The following is a 15,374-nucleotide window of genomic DNA, read 5'->3' on the forward strand; positions in this document are numbered from 1 at the left end:
GTTCAGGGGGCGGCCGGCGGCGACGGGGGAGTGGTGGGGTCGGCGGCCTCTTCTTCGAAGCGGTGCTCGGCGAGTACGCCCGCCTTGTGCCGCTGCACGAACCAGTAGTAGGCGAAGCCGCCGCAGGCCACGATGCCGATGAAGAGGAACGCGCCCCAGCGCAGGTACCAGTGCTGCGGTCCCGTCGCGTTGTAGACCTCCGCGCGGGGCCAGGCCAGGTTGAGGGACATGGCCGCGCCCCAGAGCACGGCCAGGATGTTGACGGGCAGGCCGAACCTGCCGAGCGAGAACTTGCCCTCGACGGGCTGCCACTGCCCGCGCAGACGCCTGATCAGCATCGGCAGGGTGACCAGCAGATAGGCCAGGTAGATCATGATGATCGCGATGCTCGTGATCACCGAGAAGATCTGCGGCTGGTTGATGTTGATCACCAGGATGGCTACGCCGACGACACCGATGACGATCGCGGGCAGTACGGGGGTCTTGAAACGCGGGCTGACCTTGGCGAGCAGCGAGGAAGCGGGCAGCGTGCCGTCGCGGGCCATGGCGAACGCGAGCCGGATGCCCGCCGCCTGGACGGCGAGCTCGCAGACCGTGATGGCGACGACCACGCACCAGAGCACGATCTCGCCGATCGTGGAGCCGAGCGTGCTCAGGACCACGTACTGCAGGCCGTCCACGGACAGTTCCTCCGCGTGCAGGTCCGGCACGGCAAGGAGCGCGAACAGCAGGATGAGCCCGCCGATCAGGAACGAGAAGATCAGCGCCCGCAGGATCGCCCGCGGGGCGTTGCGGCTCGGGTCGAGTGACTCCTCGCCGAGCGAGGACGCGGTGTCGAAGCCGTACATCACGTACGCCGAGGCGAGCGACGCGGTCAGGAACGCCCCGAAGTAGCCGAGGTTCTGGCCCTGGCCCAGGCCGCCGGTCTCGGTGATGGCGCTGGGGCCGCGCGTGATGTGGGCGGCGAGCAGCACGATCAGGACGACGGCCGCGATCAGCTCGATGAGCACGCCCGCGGAGTTGATCCGGGCCATCAGCTTGACGCCGAACGCGTTGACCAGGGTGGTGAACAGAATCAGCACGGAGCCGAGCAGCACCGCGTTCTTCGCCGCGTCGGTCGTACCGCTGCCGTCCCCGATGAACTGGAACGTGTCGGAGATCTGCGGCAGCGTGATCTGGTACGCGAGGGCGACCGCCGCGAGGGACACCATGGTGGCCGTCAGCATCATCCAGCCGCCGAGCCAGCCGACGTGCTTGCCGCCGAGCTGCTTGGCCCAGTTGTAGACGGACCCCGCGACCGGGAAGCGGGCGGCCAGCTCGCAGAAGCAGAGGGCCACCATCAGCTGGCCGGCGAAGACCATCGGCCAGGACCACCAGTAGGCGGGACCGCCGAAGCTCACACCGAAGTAGAAGAGCTGGAAGGTACCGGTCAGGATCGAGATGTAGCTGATCCCGGCGGCGAAGGTGTGGAAGTTGCCCAGGGTGCGCTTGAGTTCGGGCCGGTAGCCGAGCTTGCCGAGCGCGGCGTCGTCGTCCTGGTGCTGCTGCCGGGCTGCGTCGGCGGCCTCGGCGCCCTTGCCGGGATCCGTGCTCATTCGAACCACCTCTGTGGTGTCGGGGCGAGGTTGCGCCAGATGTGCTTGGCCTCCTGGTACTCGGCGAGACCGGCCGGTCCCAGCTCGCGCCCGAAGCCGGACTGCTTCATGCCGCCCCACTCCGCCTGCGGCACGTAGGGATGGAAGTCGTTGATCCATACGGTTCCCGCGCGCATCCGGGAGGCCACGCGGTGGGCCTTGCCGGTGTCCTGCGACCAGACGGCGCCCGCGAGTCCGTAGACGGTGTCGTTGGCGAGCGCGACCGCCTCGTCCTCGTCACGGAACCGCTCGACGGTGAGCACCGGGCCGAACGACTCGTCGGTGACCACGGACATGCCGGGCGTGCACTCGTCGAGCACGGTCGGCGGGTAGTAGTAGCCGTCCCGCAGCGCCGGATCGTCGGGGCGTGCGCCACCGCAGCGCAGCACCGCGCCCTCGGCGACGCCGGCCGCCACGTACGCCTCGACCTTGTCGCGGTGCGCGGCGGAGATCAGCGGCCCCGTGCGGGCGTTCAGGTCGAAGGGCCCGCCGAGCCGGATCTGCTGCGCGCGCTCGACCACGGCGTCGACGAACGAGTCGTGCAGCTCGTCCTGGACGAGGAGCCGTGCCCCGGCCGAACAGACCTGGCCCGAGTGCAGGAAGATCGCCATCAGGGCGTAGTCGACCGCCGTCTCGAAGTCCGCGTCGGCGAAGACGATGTTCGGGTTCTTCCCGCCCAGTTCCAGGGCGACCTTCTTCACCGTGGGCGCCGCCGCGGCCATGATGCGCCGCCCGGTGACGAGCCCGCCGGTGAACGACACCATGTCGACCCGCGGGTCCTCGCTGAGCGGCGCGCCCGCGGTGGGGCCGGCGCCGAGGATCAGGTTGGCGGCGCCGCCCGGCAGCCCGGCCTCGGTGAGCAGGCGCATCAGGATGATCGAGGTGTGCGGGGTCAGCTCGCTGGGCTTGAGGACGAAGGTGTTGCCCGCGCCCAGCGCCGGGGCGACCTTCCACGCGGTCTGCAGCAGCGGATAGTTCCAGGGTGTGATCAGCGCGCACACCCCGACCGGCTCGTGCACCACCCGGCTGTCCACCTCCGGGCTTCCGGCGTCGACGACCCGGTCGGTGCCGCCCGCCGCCGTCAAATTGCCGAAGTAGCGGAAGCAGTTCGCGATGTCGTCCATGTCGTACTCGCTCTCCACGAGCCGTTTCCCGGTGTCCAGGGATTCGGCGCGGGCGAGCGCGTCCTTGTCGCGTTCGAGGAGGTCGGCCACGCGCAGCAGCAGACTGCCGCGGTCCGCCGCAGGGGTGCTCGGCCACGGCCCGCGGTCGAAGGCCTCACGCGCGGCGGCGATCGCCGCCGCCGCGTCCTTGGGCCCGGCCTCGTCGACGGTCGCGACCAGGGTGTTGTCCGCGGGACAGCGGATCTCCCGTGTCTGCCCGTCCACGGCAGTGGTCCATGTTCCGCCGATGAACAACTCCGGCATGACGGCTCCTCGGGGGTGGGATGCGCGGGTGCTCCACGAATGGACGGTAAGGAGAACGGGCCGCGAACGCACTACAAGAGCCGCTATTCGGCGCAGCCGCTTCTTTCCGTCCCCTCCGGCCCCCGCGGGACCAGGCGTCCCAGTTGATCGGGTGCGGGCTCCTTTCGATAGCCTGAAGGCACGATGAACCGGCTGATCACGTCATGGGGCGCGTACGACCTCACACGATTTCCCGAGGACCCTCGCGACCCCCTGCGCGCCTGGTCCGCCGCCGACGCCTACCTGCTGCGCCATCTCGCGGGCGAGGACGGCGGGCCCGCCGGGTCCGAGGAGGCGGCGAAGCCCGTCGACCTCTCCGGCACCGTGGCCGTCGTCGGCGACCGCTGGGGCGCGCTGACCACCGCGCTCGCCGAGCACGGGCCGACGCTGATCACCGACTCGTTCCTCGCGCGGGAGGCGACGCGGGCCAACGTGGCGCGCGCCGGGTTCGCGCCGGACGCCGTGCGGCTCTCGACGACCGGGGACGCCCCGCCGAGCCGGATCGACGTCCTCCTGGTCCGGGTGCCGAAGAGCCTCGCCCTCCTGGAGGACCAGCTGCACCGGCTCGCGCCCGCCCTGCACGCGGGCACGGTCGTCGTCGGCACCGGCATGGTCACCGAGATCCACACCTCCACCCTCGACCTCTTCGAGCGGATCATCGGCCCTACGCGGACGTCACTGGCCCGGCAGAAGGCGCGGCTCATCTTCAGCACGCCGGATCCGGAGCGCGAGGCAGGCCCCAGCCCCTGGCCGCGCAGCTACGTCCTCGACGACGACTCCGGGGCGGGAGCGGGCCTGACGGCCGTCAACCACGCCGGGGTGTTCTGCGCCGAACGGCTCGACATCGGCACCCGCTTCCTTCTGCAGCATCTGCCGACCGGCAGGGGAGCCGAGGGGAGAGGCGCGCACATCGTGGACCTGGGCTGCGGCAACGGCGTGCTCGGCACGGCCGCCGCCGTCGCCGACCCCGAGGCCACGGTCACCTTCATCGACGAGTCCTACCCCGCAGTCGCCTCGGCGGAGGCCACCTTCCGTGCGAACGCCGCCGAGACCACGCGTGCGCGATTCATCGCGGGCGACGCGCTGTCGGCGGTGCCTGCGGGCTCCGTGGACCTCGTCCTGAACAATCCGCCGTTCCACAGCCACCAGGCGACCAGCGGCGCGACCGCCTGGCGGATGTTCGCCGGGGCGCGTGCGGCGCTGCGCCCCGGCGGTGAGCTGTGGGTCGTCGGCAACCGCCATCTCGACTACCACGTGAAGCTGCGGAAGCTCTTCGGCAACTCTCAAGTCGTCGCGGGCAACCCGAAGTTCGTGGTCCTGCGGGCGGTCAAGCGCGACCGTTGACCCCCTCTCGCGGGGTGCGTCCCTTCCGCCTCAGGCGTCGAAGGCGGTCGCCCGGGTCACCTTCTCCCAGGCGGCGATCTCCGCGCGGACCGAGTCGAGGTGCCCGACGACCGCGTCCACGGCGTCCTCGCCCAGCGGCAGGCGAAGGGGCGTCTCGTCGGCGTCGAGCGCGGTGATGATCGCCGCGGCGGCCTTCGCCGGGTCGCCGGGCTGCTCGCCGTCGCCGCCCGCGACCATCGCGCGGGTGGCGCCCGCGGTCTCCGCGTAGTCCGGGATCTCGACGGGGCTCGCGCTGGTGTTGCCGAACAGTCTCGTCCGGAACGCGCCGGGCTCCACGACCAGGACCTTGATGCCGAGCGGTCCCACCTCGGCGGCCAGTGCCTCCGACATCCCTTCCAGGGCGAACTTCGTGCCGCTGTACGCCGAGAAACCCGCGAAGGACATCTGGCCGCCCATGCTGCTCATCTGCACGATCGCTCCCGAGCGCCGCGCCCGCATGTGCGGAAGGACGGCGCGGGTCAGCGCGGCGGGACCGAAGACGTGCACATCGAACAGGGCGCGCAGCTCGGCGTCCGAGTCCTCCTCAAGGGCGCCGACGTGGCTGCGTCCCGCGTTGTTCACCAGCACGTCGATGCGGCCGTGCCGGTCGGCGATGTCACGCACGGCGGCCTCGATGCCGGCCGTGTCCGTCACGTCGAGGGCGAGGGCCTCGACCTGGTCGGGGTGGGCGGCGACCAGGTCGTCCAGGGACGACGCGTTACGGGCGGTGGCCACGACCACGCCGCCCGCGGCGACGGCCGCCTCGGTGATCGCCCGGCCGAAGCCGCTGGTCGCGCCCGTCACGAGCCATACCTTCGTCATCTCGAACTCCCTTGCGGTGTCGGCCGGTTCGTTCGTCCCCGGCTCTGTGGATCATCCTGCGGCCGAATGGGATGGACCGTCCAAGACTTGACGTGATAGCTGATGGTTATGGACCTTCACGGCAGGGACGTGCACAGCAGGGATCTCCGCTATTTCGTCGCGGTGGCACAGGAGTTGCACTTCACGCGCGCCGCCGAGCGGCTCTTCGTCTCGCAGCCCGCGCTGAGCAAGCAGATACGGGCGCTGGAACGGCAGCTGGGCGCCGAGCTGTTCGCGCGGGGCCACCGCGGCGTGCGCCTCACCTCCGTGGGCGCAGCGCTCCTGCCGCAGGCGCAACGGGTGCTCGAACACTGGCGGTCGGCGATCACGGCGGTGGAGCACGCGAAGGCCGGGGAGCGGGCGACCCTCGCCGTGGGCATGAGCACGCGACCGGCGCGCGGGGGTCTCCTCCCGGCGATACGGTCCCGCTTCGGCGACTCCCTCCCGGAGGCCGAGATCAGGCTGCGTCAGGTGAGCTGGGAGGACGCGAGCGCGGGCCTCGCGGACGGCACGGCGGACGTGGCCTTCATCTGGCTGCCGCTTCCCGACCTGGAACGCTACGACTGGGTGGTGGTCGCCGAGGAGCCGCGCCATGTCGCCCTACCCGTGACGCACCGCCTCGCGGACCAGGACGAGGTCGACTTCGCCGACCTCGTCGACGAACCCTTCCTCGCGCTGCCCGAGAGCGCGGGTGCGCTGCGGGACTACTGGCTCGCCCTGGACGCCCGCGCGGGCCGCCCGCCCCGCGTCGGTGCGGAGATCGCCGGCACCGACGAGACGTACGAGGCGCTGGTGGACGGCAGAGGTGTCTGTCTGGTCGCGGAGGGCAACGCCCCCCTGATCACGCTCGGCGGTGTCGTCACACGCCCGGTCCGCGGCATCACGCCCAGCAGGTTCGCCCTGGCCTGGCGGGCGGGCGAGGACAGCCGCCCGCTGGTGAGCGCGTACATCAAGGCGTGCGGGGAGGCGCTGGGGCGGGCGGCGTAGAGGCCCGCGAGCAGGCTGCGCGGACGCCCGCGGACACCCGCCCAGACGCCCGCGGACCCATCTCGTCGCATCTCGCCCCAACCGTTGACCTTGCCCCAACGCCCCCTTACCGTTTCGGCGTTCGGAGTATCAGATGGCGTTCGAAATAACGGACGTCGGCGCTAGGGGAGCCGCATGAGCCACAGTGAAGTACCCAGTCGCAGAACCGTGTTGAAGGGGACGCTGGCCGCAGGGGCCCTCGCCGCCGCACCCGCCCTCACCCAGGCGCCCGCCCACGCGGCAACCGGGGCCCCGGCCTCCCGGGCACCGGCCTACCGCAACCCGCTCGTCGAGCAGCGTGCCGACCCGCACATCCAGCGCCACACCGACGGCCACTACTACTTCACGGCGACGTCCCCCGAGTACGACCGCATCATCCTGCGCCGCTCCCGCACCCTGCGGGGCCTGACGCGGGCGGACGAGTCCGTCATCTGGCGGCGGCACACCAGCGGCGACATGGCCTCGCACATCTGGGCGCCGGAACTGCACCACATCAACGGCAAGTGGTACATCTACTTCGCCGCGGCACCCGCCGACGACGTGTGGAAGATCCGCATCTGGGTCCTGGAGAACGCCAACGCCAACCCTTTCAAGGGGACGTGGACGGAGAAGGGGCAGCTCACCACGGCGTGGGACACCTTCTCGCTCGACGCCACCACCTTCACGCACCGCGGCAGCCGCTACCTCGCCTGGGCGCAGTACGAGCCCGGCATGGACAACAACACCGGCGTCTTCCTCTCCCGCATGGCCGACCCATGGACCCTGACGGGCCCTCAGACACGCCTGACCACACCCGAGTACGCCTGGGAGTGCATCGGCTTCAAGGTGAACGAAGGACCCAGCGTCATCCAGCGCAACGGCCGCGTCTTCCTCACGTACTCGGCGTCCGCGACCGACTTCAACTACTGCATGGGGCTGCTCACCGCCGGCGCCCGCAGCGACCTCATGGACCCCGCGTCCTGGACCAAGACACCCACCCCCGTCTTCACCAGCAACGACAAAACCAAGCAGTACGGCCCCGGCCACAACTGCTTCACCGTGGCCGAGGACGGCCGCACCGATGTCCTCGTCTACCACGCCCGCCAGTACAAGGACATCGTCGGCGACCCCCTGAACGACCCCAACCGGCACACCCGCATCCAGAAGTTCGGCTGGAAGCCGGACGGCACACCGGACTTCGGCATCCCGGTCGCCGACGCCGCGTCCTAGAGCAGCGGCCCGAGAAAACGCCGCACGAAGGCGTTGCGGAACTTCCCCGCCGGGTCGAGGCGTGCGGCGAGCGCGGCGAAATCGGCCGCGTGCGGATATCGGGCGCCCAGCTCGGCGGGGTCGGCGGCGAACACCTTGCCCCAGTGCGGCCGGGGCGAGAACGGGGCCAGGCTCTCCTCGACGCGTGCGACCACCGGGAGCACGGCCGACGCGTCAGGCACCCAGGTGAAGTGGAACGCCACGGTGTCGCGGCCGTGCGCGGGGCTGAGCCACTGGGTGTCGGCGGCGACCGTGCGCACCTCGCACACCTGAAGGACGGGCGCCACCTCGCCCCTGTGGGAGTCCAGGGCGTGCAGAGCCGCCAGGGCGTGCTCGCGCGGCAGCAGATACTCCGACTGGAGCTCGGCACCACTGCTCGGCGTGAACTCGGCCCGGAAGTGGGGCAGCCGCTCGTGCCACGGCCCCGGAACGCCCAGCTGCTGGGTGCAGTTGACGGCGGGCATACCCGGCACCGGATGCCGCGGGGCGGTCGCGGGCGCCGCCCAGGGAAAGTCCACAGGCGCCTCGCCGCGCTGCTTGAGCCACACCTGGTCGAAGCGCGGCCCGCGCCAGTCGGTGAACAGACTCACGCTGTAGGCCGCCGACGTCACCGCATCGAAGTCGAGCCCCTCCAGCGGGAGTTCGCCGAACACACGCTGGCTCACCCGGAAATCCGGCTCCAGGTCGAGAGTGAGCGAGAGGATCACGCCGAGCGCGCCGAGAGAGACGACGGAGCCGTCGAACCCGTCGTCGCCGCGGTTCAGCACGACCGTCTCCCCATCGGCGGTGACCAGCTCCACCGCCCGCACGATCTCCGCCAGCGACTGATTGCCGTTGCCGGATCCGTGCGTCCCCGTGGCGACCGAACCGGCCACGGAGATGTGCGGCAGCGAGGCCATGTTCGGCAGCGCGAGACCGAACGAGGCCACATACCGGGCGAGTTCGGCGTACCGCACACCGCCGGACACGCGCACGGAGGACGCCGAGGTGTCCACGTCGATGGACGGCTCAAGAGCGGAGAGGGAGAGCAGGGCCGCCCCCGCCGCGCCACCGTCCACGTCGGCGATCCGGTTGAACGAGTGGCCGCTACCGAGCACCCGCACCTGCCGACTGCCCGCGACGAGCGCCCGCAGGGCGGCCAGTGACGCGGGCCGGTGCAGCTCACGCGCCGAGAAGGTGATGTTCCCGGCCCAGTTGGTCACGGCGCGGTCCCGCCCGGTCGCCAAGCCGTCGGTCATGTTCGGGTCCCTCCCTCACGGCCGCGGAGAGGAAGCAGTCCGCGGCCTCGTGCTTGTACGGCAGCGTGCGTCAGATGCGTCAGGCCGAGCCGCGGATCACGAGCTCCGTCGGCAGGATGACCGCGGCCGGATCCTCGCCGCTTATCCGGGCGAGCAGCACCCGCACCATCTCGGCGCTGATGCGGTCCCACGGCTGGCGGACCGTCGTCAGCGCGGGGCGGGCGGTCAGGGCTGCGGGCGAGTCGTCGAACCCGCCGACCGCGACGTCCTCCGGGACGCGGCGGCCCGCGCGGTGGAGGGTGGTGAGTACGCCCTGCGCCATGAGGTCCGATGCGACGAACACGGCGTCCAGGTCCGGGGCCCGTTCCAGGAGCTGGGCCGCCGCGGCCTCACCGCCCGCCCGGCTGTAGTCGCCGGACGCGATGAGCCGTTCGTCGGCCTCGATGCCCTCCTCGGCGAGGATCTCCCGGTAGCCCGCGAGGCGGTCCACACCGCCAGGGGTGTCCAGCGGCCCGGTCACCGTGCCGACACGGCGCCGGCCGAGGGAGAGGAGGTGGCGCACCATGTCACGGGCGCCGTCCCGGTCGTCCGCGGCGACATAGCTCACCTTCGACGCCTGGCCGATCGGCTTCCCGCACGCCACCATCGGAACCCCGGCCTCCCGCAGCTCGTCCGTGACGGGGTCACCGGAGTGGCTGGAGACCAGGAGCACCCCGTCGACATGGCCCGCGGTGATGTAGCGCATGATGCGGCGCCGCTCGTCCGGGGTGCCGGCCAGCATCAGGAGCAGCGGGATGTCGTGCGCGGCGAGCGCCTGCGTACAACCCCTCAGCAGGACATTGAAGTTGGGGTCCTCGAAGAAGCGCTCCTGCGGTTCGGTCAGGAGGAAGCCCACCGAGTCGGAGCGGCCGGTTATCAGCGAGCGGGCATGCCGGTTGACGACGTAACCGGTCTTGCGGATGGCCGCGTTCACGGCCTCCTGGGAGGAAGGGCTCACGTAGTGACCGCCGTTGAGTACGCGGGACACCGTGCCGCGCGAGACACCGGCCTCGCGGGCCACGTCATGGATCGTCGGCGGCCTGCGCCTGCCCCCCGTTGCGTTCATGGTCACGACTTTACGGCTCCGGACAGCAGGTCCAGGCTCCAGAAGCGTTGGATGACCAGGAACAGGGCGATGAGCGGTATGACGGCGAGCAGTGCGCCGGTGATCACGAGGGTGTAGAGCGCGGGGGTGTTGGAGCCCTGCTCCAGGAGCGTGAACAGGCCCAGCGTGATGGGGAACTTCTCGTCGTCGCTGAGCATGATGTAGGGGAGCAGGAAGTTGTTCCACACGGCCACGAACTGGAAGAGGAACACGGTCACCAGGCCGGGCACCATCATCGGCAGCGCGATCCGGGTGAAGATCCGCCACTCGCTCGCGCCGTCCATCCGTCCCGCTTCCACGACGTCGCCGGGGACGGCCGAAGCGGCGTAGATCCGGGCGAGGTACACGCCGTAGGGGGAGAGGATCAGCGGCATCAGGACCGAGGCGTACGAATCGGTGAGGTCGGCCTTCGCGAGCAGGAGGTACTGCGGGACGGCCAGGATGACCGGGGGCATCAGGACGCCCGCCATGAGGACGTTGAAGACGGTCTCGCGTCCTCGGAACCGGTAGATCGCGAGGGCGTAGCCGCTGATCGCGGAGACGGCCGTGGACAGGAGCGCGCCCAGGCCCGCGTAGAGCGCGGAGTTACCCATCCAGCGCCAGTAGACGCCGTCGCGGTAGGCGGAGAGGTCCGTGATGTTGTCGGTGAAGCCGCTGCCGGGCCAGAAGGTGAACGTGGAGAAGAGTTCGCGGCCCGACTTGGTGGAGGCGATCACCACCCAGAGCACGGGCAGCAGGCAGTACAGGGCGCCGAGCAGCAGTACGGCGGTCGGAAGGACGGCGATCCTCCGGGGCGCGGGCGGGCCCTGGGCGGTGCCGGGGGTGGTGCCCGCGGCGGGCGCGGCCTTGCGGACGGCGAGCACACTCATCGGGCCGCCTCCTTCTTCGTGCGGGAGTTCGCGGCGCGCAGGAACCCGAAGGACAGGACGAGCGTGGCGACCGCGATGATCACGGCGGTGGCCGCCGCGGAGCTGATGTCGCCCTTGCCGAAGGCGTCCTGGTACACCTTCATCAGTGGACTCCAGGTGGTGGAGACGGAGTTGGTGAGGGGCTTGAGGGTGGTGGGCTCGCTGAACACCTGGAGCGTCGCGATGATCGAGAAGAAGAAGGTGAGCACCAGTGAGGGCGCCACCATCGGGATCTTGATCCGCAGCGCGATCTGCAGCTGGGAGCAACCGTCCAGCTTCGCCGCCTCGTGCACCTCGGCCGGGATGGACCGCAGTGAGGTGTAGATGACGATCATGTTGAAGCCGGTGCCGCCCCAGACCGCGATGTTGGAGAGCGCGAGGTAGAGGGGGCCACCGTCGAGCAGGTCGGGCTGTGGCATGCCGAGCTTGTCGAGGACGTGGAAGAAGGGGCTGACGTCCTGGAGGTAGAGGAACCCCCACAGGAGCGCGGCGATGACCCCCGGCACGGCGTACGGCAGGAAGATCGCGAGGCGCGTGAAGGGCGTGAGGCGCACCCGCTCGGTGTCCAGGAGCAGGGCGAAGAGCAGGGCGAGGCCGAGCATCACCGGGATGACGATGGCGCCGTAGCCGAGGACGCGCAGCGTGCCGTGCAGGAGCTCGGGGTCGGTGAGTGCGTCGGTGTAGTTGCCGATCCCGGCCCAGACCTCGCGCCGGGCGTCCTTGCCCAGGCCGAGGCCTTTCACCTCGACCTTGTGGAGGCTGAGCCAGAGTGCGTAGCCGATGGGCAGCGCGAAGAAGAGCGCGAAGAGCAGGGTGGCGGGGAGCAGGAACGCGTACGGGGCGCTCTTGAGTCCGTACGCGGACCGGCGGTGGGGGCGTGCGGGTGGCGCGGGGGTGGTCACGGCGCGACTCCGAAGCCCTGCTTCTTCAGGTCGGCGACGGTGGTGTCCTGCATGGTGTCCAGGGCGCCGCCGAAGTCGGACTTGTTCTTGGCGGCCGAGCCGAAGGCGTCCTTGAAGGTGGTGTAGGCGACGTTCACGTTCGGGCCCCAGGCGCCGGGGGCCGCGGTCTTCGCGATCTCGGCGGCCTGCGGGTAGAAGTCCTTCTGGTCGGCGAAGAAGGCCGGGGGCTCGGCGAAGGCGCCGCTGGTCTGGGCCGCGGTGGCGGCGGGGTAGATGCCGCCTTCCTTCGCGAGCGCGTCCAGTGCCTTCGCGTCGGTGTTGAGCCAGGCGGCGAACTTGGCGGCGGCCGTCTTATGGTCGCTGTCGGTGGTGACGGCGGTCGAGGAACCGCCCCAACTGCCCGTGGTCTTCTTGCCCTTGGTCCACTGGGGGAGCGGGGCCATGGCCCACTTTCCCTTGGTGTCGGGGGCGGCGGTGGTGAGGGTGCCGGGCGCCCAGACCGCGCTGACCCAGGCGATCTGCTTGCCGGTGTTGAGGGCCTTGTTCCAGGCGGGGGTGTACATCGGCTGGTTGTCGATGGCGCCCTCCTTGACGAGGCCGCCCCAGAAATCGGCGACCTTGCGCGTGGGGCCGTCGTCGATGCCGACCTTCCATTTCTCGCCCTTGGTGGTCCACCACTTGGCGCCCGCCTGCTGGGCGAGGCCCGCGAAGAGCCCGGAGTCGTTCGCGGAGAACGTGGTGAGATCCTTGTCCGGGGCCTTCTTCTTCAGCGCGCGGGCGGTCTCGGCGAACTCGTCCCAGGTGGCGGGCGCCTGGAGGTCGTACTTCTTGAAGAGGTCGGCGCGGTAGTAGAACATCATCGGGCCCGAGTCCTGCGGCACCGCGTACACCGCGTCCGAGCCGAGCGTCGTCTGCTGCCAGACGCCTTCGGGGAACTCGCCCTTCACGTCGTCCACTTCACCGGAAATGTCGGCGAGGGCGTCGTTGCTGACCAGGGTCGGCAGGGCCTGGTACTCGGCCTGGACCAGGTCCGGGGCCTTCTTGGCCTTGTGGGCGGTGAGGATCTTGGTGACGAGGGTGTCGCCGGACGCCTGCTTCTTGACCGTGACCTTGATCTGTTCCTTCTTGCCGGGGCCCGCGTTCCACAGGTCGACGACCTTGTCCATGCCGGGCGTCCAGGCCCAGTACGTCAGGGAGGCGGGCCCCGATTCCTCCTGGCTGCCGTCGTCCGACGAGCCGCAGGCGGTGAGGGTGGCGGCGCCGAGGGCGAGGGCGAGCGAAGTGGCGTGGAAGCGGCGGTGCTTCGTGAACGGCATGGATGGTCTCCCCTTACCGGGTGGCTGTGCGCCGACTGCGTCGAGCGGCCTGCCACGCATCTGTGAGCGTTCACAGTAGAGAAACATCCAGGACACTTGTCAATGGTTGTTGCTGTGCGGTTATGTTGAACTCGGAACCGCGAAAGTGTGTGTGCACGTTCCCAATTGATGTGTCCAACCGATGCTTCCCATTGATCGACGACTCGGGAGAGATCCATGCCGGAGAACACCCCCACGGGCCTGACCGGGCTCGCCTTCGGTGGGGATTACAACCCCGAGCAGTGGCCGGAATCCGTCTGGCCCGAGGACATGGCGCTGATGCGCGAGGCCGGCGTCACGATGGTGAGCGTCGGGATCTTCTCCTGGGCGCTGCTCGAACCGTCCCCCGGTGTCTATGAGTTCGGCTGGCTCGACCGGGTCCTCGACCTCCTGCACGAGAACGGCATCCGCGCCGACCTCGGCACCCCGACGGTCGCGCCCCCCGCCTGGTTCTACCGCGCACACCCCGCCGCCCTGCCCGTCACCGCCGAGGGCATGCGCCACGAGTTCGGCTCACGCGGCGCCATCTGCCACAGCAACGCCGCCTACCGCGAGGCGTCCTCCGCCATCACCGAGCAACTCGCACGCCGGTACGCCGAGCACCCCGCGCTCGCGATGTGGCACGTCCACAACGAGTACGGGGTGCCGGTCTCCGCCTGCTACTGCGCCTCCTGCGCCACCCACTTCCGGGGTTGGCTGCGGACGACGTACGGGACCGTGGAGGCGGTCAACGAGGCCTGGGGCACGGCCTTCTGGGGGCAGCGCTACGGCTCCTTCGAGGAGATCGAGCCGCCGCGTGTCACGCCCACGGTCGGCAATCCCGCGCAGGCCCTGGACTACCGCCGGTTCGCCGACGCGACCCTGCGCGAGAACTTCGTGCGCGAACGCGACATCCTGCACCGCCTGGCCCCCGGCGCGCCCGTCACCACCAACTTCATGACCGCCCTCAGCCAGTGCGACTCCCTGGACTACTGGGCCTGGGGCCGTGAGGTCGACCTCGTCACCAACGACCATTACCTGATCACCGACGGCCGCCGCACCCACGTCAACCTCGCCATGGCCGCAGACCTCACCCGCTCCGTGGCGGGCGGTGCACCCTGGCTGCTCCTGGAGCACTCCACGTCCGGCGTCAACTGGCAGCCCCGCAACCCCGCGAAGGCCCCGGGGCAGATGGCCCGCAACTCCCTGGCCCACGTCGCGCGCGGCTCCGAGGGCGCGCTGTTCTTCCAGTGGCGGCAGTCGCGGCGCGGCGCGGAGAAGTTCCACTCGGCAATGCTGCCGCACGCCGGAACGGACTCCCGGGTCTGGCGCGAGGTCGTCGAACTGGGCGCGAGCATCGCCGAGTTGGCGCCCATGAAGAGCACCCGAACCGTCCCGGCCGTGGCGATGCTGTGGGACTGGCACTCCTGGTGGGCGCAGTCCCTGCAGTGGCACCCCAGCGAGGACCACGACGCCCGGGAGCGAGCCGACACGTTCTACGAGGCCCTGTACGACCGCCACCTCACCGTCGACTTCGCCCACCCCGAGGCCGACCTGTCGGCGTACCCCCTGGTCATCGTCCCCGCGCTGTACCTGGCGACGGAGGCCGCGGCGCTCAACCTCGAGGAATACGTGGCCCGGGGCGGCACCCTCCTCGTCTCCTACTTCTCCGGCATCGTCGACGAGCACGACGCCGTGCACCCCGGGCCCTGCCCCGGCGCCCTGCGCGATGTGCTCGGCCTGACGGTCGAGGAGTTCTCGCCGCTGCTCGACGGAGAGACGGCACGCATCACAAGGCCCGACGGCGCCGAAATGACCGCGGACGTGTGGACGGAGTTCGTCGTACCGCGGGGCGCCGAGACCGTGTGGACCTACGCGGACGGCCTGGCCGCGGGGCACCCCGCCGTCACCCGCAACCAACTCGGCGAAGGCACGGCCTGGTACCTCTCCACGCGCCTGAGCGCCCACGATCTCGACGCCCTGCTCGGTACCGTCTGCGCCGACGCGGGCGTCACCGATCGGCCCGAACTCCCGCGTGACGTCGAGGTGGTGACGCGGCGGGGCGCCACCGGCACCTACGTCTTCGCCATCAACCACACCGAGACCGACGCCAAGGTGCCGCTCGACGCCCACGGCACCGAACTCCTCACCGGCGAGCGCGCCGCCGGACGGTTGGGCGTGCCCGCGGGCGCCGTTCGGGTCGTCCGCCTCGACGGCTGACCCGAAGTCC

12 protein-coding genes are annotated in these 15,374 nt (G+C 70.5%); 4 read left to right on the top strand and 8 right to left on the bottom strand.

Annotated elements, in window-relative coordinates; all coding sequences use genetic code 11:
* Nucleotides 1–2: 2 nt before the first annotated feature.
* Both ACIBCK_RS07780 and ACIBCK_RS07785 read right to left on the bottom strand, forming a co-directional pair.
* Nucleotides 3–1,595, bottom strand: a complete 1,593-nt coding sequence (locus tag ACIBCK_RS07780; RefSeq protein WP_399387753.1) for an APC family permease — start codon at nucleotides 1,593–1,595, stop codon at nucleotides 3–5.
* On the bottom strand, nucleotides 1,592–3,061 hold the full coding sequence (locus tag ACIBCK_RS07785; RefSeq protein WP_399387755.1) for an aldehyde dehydrogenase family protein: 1,470 nt from the start codon (nucleotides 3,059–3,061) through the stop codon (nucleotides 1,592–1,594). The genes ACIBCK_RS07780 and ACIBCK_RS07785 overlap by 4 nt, the downstream gene beginning before the upstream one ends.
* A gap of 183 nt (nucleotides 3,062–3,244) precedes the next feature.
* Between ACIBCK_RS07785 and ACIBCK_RS07790 the strand changes: the two genes are divergently transcribed.
* Nucleotides 3,245–4,444 carry a methyltransferase gene (locus tag ACIBCK_RS07790; RefSeq protein WP_399387757.1) on the top strand — a complete coding sequence of 400 codons (1,200 nt, stop codon included), beginning with the start codon at nucleotides 3,245–3,247 and terminating at the stop codon, nucleotides 4,442–4,444.
* Between the two features lie 30 nt (nucleotides 4,445–4,474).
* Here the strand turns inward: ACIBCK_RS07790 and ACIBCK_RS07795 are convergent, their stop codons facing one another.
* Entirely contained in the window at nucleotides 4,475–5,305 is an 831-nt protein-coding gene (locus ACIBCK_RS07795) for an oxidoreductase (protein WP_399387759.1), read from the bottom strand.
* Between the two features lie 102 nt (nucleotides 5,306–5,407).
* Between ACIBCK_RS07795 and ACIBCK_RS07800 the strand changes: the two genes are divergently transcribed.
* Complete coding sequence (locus tag ACIBCK_RS07800; protein ID WP_399387761.1) at nucleotides 5,408–6,331, top strand: LysR family transcriptional regulator; 924 nt, start codon at nucleotides 5,408–5,410, stop codon at nucleotides 6,329–6,331.
* A 174-nt stretch (nucleotides 6,332–6,505) separates the two neighbouring features.
* On the top strand, nucleotides 6,506–7,579 hold the full coding sequence (locus tag ACIBCK_RS07805; protein ID WP_399387763.1) for a family 43 glycosylhydrolase: 1,074 nt from the start codon (nucleotides 6,506–6,508) through the stop codon (nucleotides 7,577–7,579).
* Here ACIBCK_RS07805 and ACIBCK_RS07810 read toward each other — a convergent pair.
* The 5 genes from ACIBCK_RS07810 to ACIBCK_RS07830 form a co-directional block, all read right to left on the bottom strand.
* Entirely contained in the window at nucleotides 7,576–8,856 is a 1,281-nt protein-coding gene (locus ACIBCK_RS07810) for an FAD-binding protein (RefSeq protein WP_399387765.1), read from the bottom strand. The genes ACIBCK_RS07805 and ACIBCK_RS07810 overlap by 4 nt on opposite strands.
* Before the next feature lie 79 nt (nucleotides 8,857–8,935).
* Entirely contained in the window at nucleotides 8,936–9,967 is a 1,032-nt protein-coding gene (locus ACIBCK_RS07815; protein ID WP_399387767.1) for a LacI family DNA-binding transcriptional regulator, read from the bottom strand.
* The gene (locus tag ACIBCK_RS07820; protein ID WP_399387769.1) at nucleotides 9,964–10,869 is read right to left on the bottom strand and encodes a carbohydrate ABC transporter permease; all 906 of its coding nucleotides are present in this window, start codon (nucleotides 10,867–10,869) and stop codon (nucleotides 9,964–9,966) included. Before ACIBCK_RS07820 ends, ACIBCK_RS07815 begins: the two co-directional genes overlap by 4 nt.
* Nucleotides 10,866–11,810: a carbohydrate ABC transporter permease gene (locus ACIBCK_RS07825; RefSeq protein WP_399387771.1), complete on the bottom strand. Its 945-nt coding sequence runs from the start codon at nucleotides 11,808–11,810 to the stop codon at nucleotides 10,866–10,868. The genes ACIBCK_RS07820 and ACIBCK_RS07825 overlap by 4 nt, the downstream gene beginning before the upstream one ends.
* Nucleotides 11,807–13,126, bottom strand: a complete 1,320-nt coding sequence (locus ACIBCK_RS07830; protein WP_399387773.1) for an ABC transporter substrate-binding protein — start codon at nucleotides 13,124–13,126, stop codon at nucleotides 11,807–11,809. Before ACIBCK_RS07830 ends, ACIBCK_RS07825 begins: the two co-directional genes overlap by 4 nt.
* Before the next feature lie 216 nt (nucleotides 13,127–13,342).
* Here ACIBCK_RS07830 and ACIBCK_RS07835 point away from each other — a divergent pair, with 216 nt between their 5' ends.
* Nucleotides 13,343–15,364: a beta-galactosidase gene (locus ACIBCK_RS07835; protein WP_399387775.1), complete on the top strand. Its 2,022-nt coding sequence runs from the start codon at nucleotides 13,343–13,345 to the stop codon at nucleotides 15,362–15,364.
* The last annotated feature ends 10 nt before the right edge of the window (nucleotides 15,365–15,374 follow it).

This window comes from Streptomyces sp. NPDC051218 (genome assembly GCF_044455475.1).
Taxonomy (GTDB): domain Bacteria; phylum Actinomycetota; class Actinomycetes; order Streptomycetales; family Streptomycetaceae; genus Streptomyces.

Excerpts from the sequence above, each read along its gene's own strand:
- ACIBCK_RS07780 (WP_399387753.1), bottom strand. The coding sequence starts at position 1,595 with ATGAGCACGGATCCCGGCAAGGGCGCCGAGGCCGCCGACGCAGCCCGG.
- ACIBCK_RS07785 (WP_399387755.1), bottom strand. The coding sequence starts at position 3,061 with ATGCCGGAGTTGTTCATCGGCGGAACATGGACCACTGCCGTGGACGGG.
- ACIBCK_RS07790 (WP_399387757.1), top strand. The coding sequence starts at position 3,245 with ATGAACCGGCTGATCACGTCATGGGGCGCGTACGACCTCACACGATTT.
- ACIBCK_RS07795 (WP_399387759.1), bottom strand. The coding sequence starts at position 5,305 with ATGACGAAGGTATGGCTCGTGACGGGCGCGACCAGCGGCTTCGGCCGG.
- ACIBCK_RS07800 (WP_399387761.1), top strand. The coding sequence starts at position 5,408 with ATGGTTATGGACCTTCACGGCAGGGACGTGCACAGCAGGGATCTCCGC.
- ACIBCK_RS07805 (WP_399387763.1), top strand. The coding sequence starts at position 6,506 with ATGAGCCACAGTGAAGTACCCAGTCGCAGAACCGTGTTGAAGGGGACG.
- ACIBCK_RS07810 (WP_399387765.1), bottom strand. The coding sequence starts at position 8,856 with ATGACCGACGGCTTGGCGACCGGGCGGGACCGCGCCGTGACCAACTGG.
- ACIBCK_RS07820 (WP_399387769.1), bottom strand. The coding sequence starts at position 10,869 with ATGAGTGTGCTCGCCGTCCGCAAGGCCGCGCCCGCCGCGGGCACCACC.
- ACIBCK_RS07830 (WP_399387773.1), bottom strand. The coding sequence starts at position 13,126 with ATGCCGTTCACGAAGCACCGCCGCTTCCACGCCACTTCGCTCGCCCTC.
- ACIBCK_RS07835 (WP_399387775.1), top strand. The coding sequence starts at position 13,343 with ATGCCGGAGAACACCCCCACGGGCCTGACCGGGCTCGCCTTCGGTGGG.